General features: G+C 58.9%; 8 protein-coding genes and 1 tRNA gene. 2 read left to right on the top strand and 7 right to left on the bottom strand.

Features of this window, described 5'->3' with window-relative positions; translation table 11 throughout:
- Positions 1-20: 20 nt before the first annotated feature.
- From HK22_RS14455 to HK22_RS14425, 7 genes are all read right to left on the bottom strand, one after another.
- A complete protein-coding gene (locus HK22_RS14455) occupies positions 21-1388 on the bottom strand; it encodes a tyrosine-type recombinase/integrase (RefSeq protein WP_086649773.1) in 1368 nt (455 codons plus the stop codon).
- A gap of 94 nt (positions 1389-1482) precedes the next feature.
- Positions 1483-1568: transfer RNA gene (locus tag HK22_RS14450), tRNA-Leu, on the bottom strand.
- 7 nt (positions 1569-1575) lie between these two features.
- The gene (locus HK22_RS14445; RefSeq protein WP_086649772.1) at positions 1576-2259 is read right to left on the bottom strand and encodes a M48 family metallopeptidase; all 684 of its coding nucleotides are present in this window, start codon (positions 2257-2259) and stop codon (positions 1576-1578) included.
- 5 nt (positions 2260-2264) lie between these two features.
- Positions 2265-2756: a YcgN family cysteine cluster protein gene (locus tag HK22_RS14440; protein ID WP_062105764.1), complete on the bottom strand. Its 492-nt coding sequence runs from the start codon at positions 2754-2756 to the stop codon at positions 2265-2267.
- The gene (locus HK22_RS14435; RefSeq protein WP_233142712.1) at positions 2753-3157 is read right to left on the bottom strand and encodes a hypothetical protein; all 405 of its coding nucleotides are present in this window, start codon (positions 3155-3157) and stop codon (positions 2753-2755) included. The genes HK22_RS14440 and HK22_RS14435 overlap by 4 nt, the downstream gene beginning before the upstream one ends.
- A complete protein-coding gene (locus tag HK22_RS15255) occupies positions 3157-4191 on the bottom strand; it encodes an extracellular solute-binding protein (protein ID WP_233142709.1) in 1035 nt (344 codons plus the stop codon). The genes HK22_RS14435 and HK22_RS15255 overlap by 1 nt, the downstream gene beginning before the upstream one ends.
- A 171-nt stretch (positions 4192-4362) precedes the next feature.
- Positions 4363-5535 (bottom strand): ABC transporter ATP-binding protein, encoded by a 1173-nt coding sequence (locus HK22_RS14425; RefSeq protein WP_086649770.1) that lies wholly within the window; start codon positions 5533-5535, stop codon positions 4363-4365.
- Positions 5536-5621: 86 nt separating this feature from the next.
- Between HK22_RS14425 and HK22_RS14420 the strand changes: the two genes are divergently transcribed.
- Both HK22_RS14420 and HK22_RS14415 read left to right on the top strand, forming a co-directional pair.
- The gene (locus HK22_RS14420) at positions 5622-5900 is read left to right on the top strand and encodes a hypothetical protein (protein WP_062027183.1); all 279 of its coding nucleotides are present in this window, start codon (positions 5622-5624) and stop codon (positions 5898-5900) included.
- A gap of 77 nt (positions 5901-5977) precedes the next feature.
- The gene (locus HK22_RS14415; RefSeq protein ID WP_062027185.1) at positions 5978-6412 is read left to right on the top strand and encodes a hypothetical protein; all 435 of its coding nucleotides are present in this window, start codon (positions 5978-5980) and stop codon (positions 6410-6412) included.
- The last annotated feature ends 164 nt before the right edge of the window (positions 6413-6576 follow it).

Genomic DNA, 6576 nt, shown 5'->3' with positions numbered 1-6576 from the left:
TTTGGGGGGGGGGGGGGGGATTATTGCTTTCCCATCAGTCTCTTTAGGTCCCAGAACTCAGGATATGACATGGAATCTGCAACACGTTTGAGGTTCGTGATATCCACGTCATCGAAATAGACGATGTTACCAACGGACTTGTTCAATCCTTCATGTCCGAGAAAATTATCAATCCATGACTCTCGAAGTCCACCGTCGCCATGTTCGTGAATATTGCGGATCTTGGTTGAGACGTTGTGCCGGAAAGAATGAAAAACCTTCTCCCGGCCGATGCCCAGCCGTGATTTGAAAGAGGAAAAATTTCTCTGGAAAATCCCGGACCTTTTCATGTCCATACCCGTGAAATTCAGTTCCTTGAACAGGTATCGACGTCGTTGGTTTTTAGCGCGTTTGGCCATTTCCACGAGGCCGGTATCCAGAAGCGGCTGGCATAGAGGAACAATGCGAGCCCCGGCTTCAGTCTTGGGGTCCCATGCTTCCCAAGGAGCGTCTTTATGAGCACGGTGGACCTGCACCGCAATGCACCAGACATCCTGAATCTGGACGATATCCTGTGGACGCAGACGGCAGATTTCTTCCTCACGCATTCCCGTATAGGACGCTATTCCCACAATCAGACCGAAGGTGGCCTGACTGATGGTTTGGAACGGCCATGGATTTTCGATAAGCGTCATCAGGTCATCGTTCGACCAGCGGATACGCTGCGTTTTTGCGGTGGTGTCAAACTTCCAGCCGCCAACAAACGGATTACGGTCAATCAGGCCGAGGGGTTCGTAATGACGCCACAGGGCGGAAAGGCGAGTGAAATGATTTTTGCTGGCCTTTCCGGAGATACGTTCCAGATTTTTCCGATTGGCCTCTGCTGTCAGTGCGGCAACCTGTTCTGACAGCTTTGTCAGGGCTTCTTCGCCCGAGCTTCTTTTGTCCTTGCCCAGTTTGTGAATGATGTCGGTCAGGGCATTGATTTCGGGACCAATCTTCTCAAGCACGCTGGAAACCCGCTGATGGTCTTCCATTCGTGCCAGAAGGTGTTCGGCATTCATGGTTTTATAGCGAGCCTTCAGAGCCTGAATCTCACTGTCGTAGGTCTGGACAATGGACTGGAACAGGTCCTGCTGGACAGGATGCAGGTCAGATGTGGCCAGAGTCTCCTGAAAGGTTTCAACCGCCTTGTTGAGCGAGGATGTTTCTTCCGATGAAGACATGGCCAGACTGATGCACTCGAAAAGCTGAGAGGTCAGTCCATACATGGCACAGGCACGGGTTCTGGCAAGATTTCTGTCGAGGGTTTCCAGAGAGTGCCAGATTTCCCGTTTCCTCAGAGCAGGCCGAAAACGAACGGGAATCCCGCGTCTGAAATGGAAACCGGATTGCAGACGAATCAGCACAACAGGGCTCGTTTTGTAGAAGCCCTTTGTAGAAGAATGGGGGCTCCGGGTTGCTGAAAACCCTAAAAGCCGTTTGTTTCCAATAACTTATATGTGGTGCGAGCTGCGGGACTCGAACCCGCACGTCCTTGCGGACTCGAGATTTTAAGTCTCGTGCGTCTACCATTCCGCCAAGCTCGCACAACCCTCATGCTGCGCGCAGGAGAGCGGTACCGTTTTCTCTCAACCAGCGCTCCGCTGCAAGACGTCCTGTTCGTCCTTCGGGAATAAAACTGTCCACCAGAGTCCAGAAGCCAGGGCCATGATTGAAGTATTTCAGGTGCGACAGTTCGTGGATGACAACATAATTCTGTATTGGAACGGGTGCCATTAGCAGGCGCCAGCTGAGCATAATCCGGCCCTGTTTCGTGCAGCTTCCCCAGCGCGTTCGGACCTCGCGCAGGTCGAGGCGGGTGGGATAAAGATTCATTTTTTCAGAATGGGTCTGAAGGGTCTGGGTCAGGCGTTCTTTTGCCAGAAGCTGAAGGAAATCGCGGACGCGGCGGGTCGTGTGGGAAGCATCTCCGCTCACATGGAGCCCATCTGCATCAAGCCAGCATCCGCGTCTGGCTGTGGGGTCATGAAGAATGGGAACGTGGTGCCCGTCGATCATGACGTGAGAACCGTCTGTCAGTGCGGGCTTTTCCGGCAATGCCGCAAGGGCTCTTGCGATCCATTCCGTCTGTTGGTGAACGAAGGCCAGAGCTCGGTCCCTGGTGACATTCTGGGGCACCGTGACGATGACTTCGCCGCGCACAGGTTCGATCCGCAGAGTGATGCGCCTGGCCCGTGCCGAACGCTTCCAGATCAGTGGAACGGTCGGGGGGAGCATGGATGTCAGCCCTTGAGTTTCAGGACCTGACACAGCGGCGATCGGTCCGGCCATTCGCCAGGCCAGTCTTCCAGATGGTCTTCCAGAGGACCTGCGCGACGCTCGCTGATACAGCGGTCCTGAACGGACGCACCGGAACTGTGGACGCCTTTGCCGTTACCCGTGCGCAGCGGATGCCAGTCGGGAAGATCAAATCCGTCGCGCAGCAGACGGTAGGAGCAACTGGGCGGAAGCCAGTCGATCTCGGCCAGAAGTGCCGGGGTCAGGGTCACGCAGTCCGGGATCTTGCGATGACGGTCCGCGTAGTCGGTGCAGCGGCAGGTATGGGTGTCGAGAAGACGGCAGGCGACGTTGGTATAGATGACCTCTTCCGTATCTTCGTCGCGCAGCTTGTTGAGGCAGCACCGGCCACAGCCGTCGCAGAGAGACTCCCACTGCTCGGAGGACATCTGGTCCAGAGGAACGGTTTGCCAGAAAGGCGTGGAAGGAGACGTCATGGATGGTCCAGCAGGGCACAGGCGATGCAGAAAGCAGTCGCAAGAAGAAAGGAAAGAAAAACAGACGGCAGCAGGAGCGGGAACCAGATCAGGCGCAGACGTGTCGGCAGGTCTGCTCCCAGACCGATGGCGGCGCGGGTTGTGCCGGGAGGAAGGGTCAGCAGAGTGGCGCCTGTCGGAAAGACCGCTGCGGGTGCGATGAGTAGCCCTTCCAGCCATCCCGGAGCGGAATGCAGGCTGGCCAGAGCGAGTGCCAGTCCTGGTCCGGGAAGAAGCAGGATCAGCCCCAGGCGGCGCAGAACCGGCGCTGGCAGAACCCGCATGAGCAGTGCGATCAGCGCACAGGCTCCGAGAAGTCCCGTCAGGATCGAAGGGAGGTTGAGGCGAAGAGCAAGGGCCATCAGGGTGTCCGGGGAACGAAACGTGCTTCGAACTGCTGTTCGAGTGCCTCGCCGTGCAGGGACCAGAACGTGTCGCTGACTGTCAGGAATGTAGGAGGTTTCTCTGGGGGAACAGGAACGGGCATGTCCTCCAGATGAGGAGCGTGCATTCTGAGCTGCTCAAGGGTCCGGTGTGCGCTCTCTGCAGAAACATTGGCGGGAATGGCCCAGAAGAGCGGAGAGCGCAGAACACCCTGCGTACCGGCAACAAACAGCGATGTCGCCGGACCGGATGGGGCCCGTGCGCTCACGCTGGTGACTTCCGTGGCGGGCGCGCTCAGCATGAGGGCACCGCTCTGTTCCATGATGCGCGCGGCATCGGCAGGCGTTTCCCACCACACGATATAAGGTCGCAACAGATCCAGCCTGCGGAGCGCACGTTCCACGCCGGCTGGTGTGGACAGCGTGGAATAGATGTCCTGTGGCGCAACGCCGTCAGCCAGCAGGGCGATTTCCAGTGTGGTCCGGGCGCCGAAATGCAATCCCCGTCGTCCCGGATGGCGGGCCACGTCCCAGAAGTCCTGCCAGGTCGGTGCAGTTGTCAGGCGTGAGCGGTCCCAGGTCAGTGCAATGTCGCTGACACCTCCGGGAATGCCGCAGGTCGGTGTGCTGTCGACCGGATGAACCCATTTGCCCTCACAGGCCTGCACCAGTTGCGTACCGGTTACGAGAACGGCCATCCATGCGGGCTTGGCCGCCTGCGTTGCGGTCTGAAGCGTGGTTGTCCGGCCGTCCCATTCTACCAGAGGCAGAGTGGTGTCTGTGGAGGTCAGGGCGTGTGCTGCGATTGTTCCCTGGGGAACACCAAAGCCGGGTTCAGGGTGATGGACGGGTTTGCGAACGTGGCGAGTGCGTCTGTGTGCATGGGCAGAAGCCGGCGCGGGTACGAAAACGGATGTGATGTCGTGTCCGACAGACGTTAAAAATGTTCCGATGCCGTTGCTCTGGTGCGGCGACGCGGCCTGTGCTGCCGGGCGCAGCAAAGACAGAATCACTAGCGCGCACAGGGGTGTCCGAAGCGGGAGGCTCCTGTGGGAGGCCCGACCAGATGTCCGGGAGACATGTCGCGAAGGGAAGGCGGGCCGGGTCAGAACGAAAGGATCCTTAGAAAAATTCAGGTGTCCGAAAGGGGTTGCCCGGTTGTTTCCGGACGGGGCGGGCGCAGTTTAATACATCCCGGCGCCCAGCGGAAAGGCCGTCGCATGGGCAGCGGGCCATGCAAGCTGTACAGCCGTGCCGGGGGCAGGGATTTTCTGGGCCTGAAGCGGGGGGCGGCGCAACTCGATTTCCGTCCCTTCCGCACAACGGACGCGCATGCGGATATGGTCGCCGAGATGGGTGCTGTCGGTCAGCACGCCCCGCACGGGGATGTCTCCGTCGTCGTCCATGCCGAGGCTCTGGAGGCCGAAAAACGGTGATATCCGGTCCGGGCGAACGCAGACAAGACATTCCTGACCCTCAATCAGATCTTCGGAAACCATGGCGTCCACAATCCCGCCGCAGGCTAGATGTACGCGGGCCACGTCATCACCGATGTCCAGAACCTGCCCCGTCAAAGTATTTGTCTCGCCGAAAAGGGTTGCGACTTCAACGCAGGCGGGACGGTCATAGAGGTGGGCTGCGTCAGCGCACTGCAAAAGCACATTATCCTGAAAAACCGCAATGGCACCGCCGGAGCGCAGGGCATCTTCACGACGTGAGACGGCATGGATGACGCTGAGGTTCAGGGCACGGGAGAGGGTGCCCAGCAGGATCGGGATGCGGCGTGCGGCATGCGGATCGAGCGCGTGGAGCGGGTCGTCAAGAAGCAGGACGTCAGGTGAAGTGATCAGGGCGCGCGCCAGTCTGACGCGCAGGGACTGTTCAGCATTCAGTTCAGCCGGTCGCAGGTCGGCATGACCATCCAGCCCCATGAGCGAGATCATCCGTCCGGCAGCAGCCAGGGCTTCCGTTTTGACTTTCCGGTTCGCGCGCAGGCTGAAGGCGATGTTGTCGCGCAGGTTCAGATGCGGAAAAAGCGGGTCCCGCGGGCTGACAATCCGCATGCGCCGTTCTGCGGGCGGGCGGGACGTCACATCCTCACCATTGACCGTGATGGTGCCGCCCAGAGGAGGCAGGAAGCCTGCCAGTACATCCAGAAGGCGCGACAGGGCCGCGGGCTGGTCGCCGAAAAGGGTCAGGGTCGCGCCGGGCTGGAGCGACAGATCGACGGGCTGTGCGTCAATGGCGGCGCGCAGCCCGACAATGTCCAGCACGGGCTCCACGACGGCCTTCGGGCGGGAGGGGCGGACGCTCCCCTGCTTGGGAGCCATGCGGGGAGCGCCTGACAGGCCTGACATGCAACCTCTGGGAGAATGAACCGTTATGAGCGAAACAAAATCAGGCCAGAACAGATCTGACCTGATACTGAAGAAGGGGTTTGAACATGAGCCGTAAAAGCGTCAAGGATAACATTGAAGTTGCAACCGAGACCACGCAGGCTCAGATCGACGGTCTGCGGACCCAGTTGCAGGAACTCCTGAACAACCGCATCAATCCTGCCCTGCTCGACGCAGCAGATCGCACGGATCATGCCGTTGCAAATGCCCGCAAAATCACGGATCATGAAATTGAAAATGTTTCGACGCGTGTACGGGCGCGTCCGATCGCAGCCGTCCTGATTTCGGCCGTTGTCGGTTTCCTTGCCGGCCGTTTCTCCAAGTAACAGCCCGGTTCTTTCCAGGCAGGAGACGGACGGCATCTCGTCCGGCTCCGTCCTGAAGAAGAGGCAAACGATTTCCCATGAAGCCCATTGAACTCGGACAGGACGTCCTCTCCGCCCAGGGACAGATCCTTTCCCGCTCTGCCATGCGAATCGGCCGCAGAGTCGCCTATGGTGTTGTCGCGGCAGTCTTCCTGATGTTCGCGGCGATCTCGTTTCACGGGCTCCTGTGGGCATTTTTCATTGATGTGGTCGGACTGGGTTACGTCGCGTCCGCACTCTGCGTCATGGGTGTGGACCTTCTGTTCGTTCTGATCTTCGGCCTTCTCGCGGCCCGTTCCATTCCGGATCCTGTTGCGATCGAGGCGCGTATCCGTCGGGATCGCAAGCTGGCACAGCTCAAACAGTCCGTGGCTATGGCAGCGCTGACAGGCGTTGTATTCGGCCCTGCCGGACGTTTCACATTCCGGCGCGTGCTTGATCTCGTGCGCAATATTCTGGGTCTCAGGAAATAAGACATTTTGTGGCTGATATTGGTCAAAGCCATATAGTCAGCCCCAGCGTAATGGCGTAAGCACGTCGCCAGCACACAACCTCCTCATTATTTGAGGAGGAGTCGTTGTGTCTGAGTGAGGAGCGTTGTGGGCGAGTTGTCTTACAGTCTGGCGTTTGGCAGTCT

This window comes from Gluconobacter sp. DsW_056 (genome assembly GCF_002153595.1).
Taxonomy (GTDB): Bacteria; Pseudomonadota; Alphaproteobacteria; order Acetobacterales; family Acetobacteraceae; genus Gluconobacter; species Gluconobacter albidus.
Note: the sequence above shows the minus strand (reverse complement) of the source record. Positions and strands in the feature narration are given on the sequence as shown.

What these genes read in the sequence shown, in the direction of transcription:
- HK22_RS14425 (WP_086649770.1), bottom strand. Translation starts at nt 5,535, where the DNA reads ATGTCAGGCCTGTCAGGCGCTCCCCGCATGGCTCCCAAGCAGGGGAGC.
- HK22_RS14420 (WP_062027183.1), top strand. Translation starts at nt 5,622, where the DNA reads ATGAGCCGTAAAAGCGTCAAGGATAACATTGAAGTTGCAACCGAGACC.
- HK22_RS14415 (WP_062027185.1), top strand. Translation starts at nt 5,978, where the DNA reads ATGAAGCCCATTGAACTCGGACAGGACGTCCTCTCCGCCCAGGGACAG.
- HK22_RS14445 (WP_086649772.1), bottom strand. Translation starts at nt 2,259, where the DNA reads ATGCTCCCCCCGACCGTTCCACTGATCTGGAAGCGTTCGGCACGGGCC.
- HK22_RS14440 (WP_062105764.1), bottom strand. Translation starts at nt 2,756, where the DNA reads ATGACGTCTCCTTCCACGCCTTTCTGGCAAACCGTTCCTCTGGACCAG.
- HK22_RS14435 (WP_233142712.1), bottom strand. Translation starts at nt 3,157, where the DNA reads ATGGCCCTTGCTCTTCGCCTCAACCTCCCTTCGATCCTGACGGGACTT.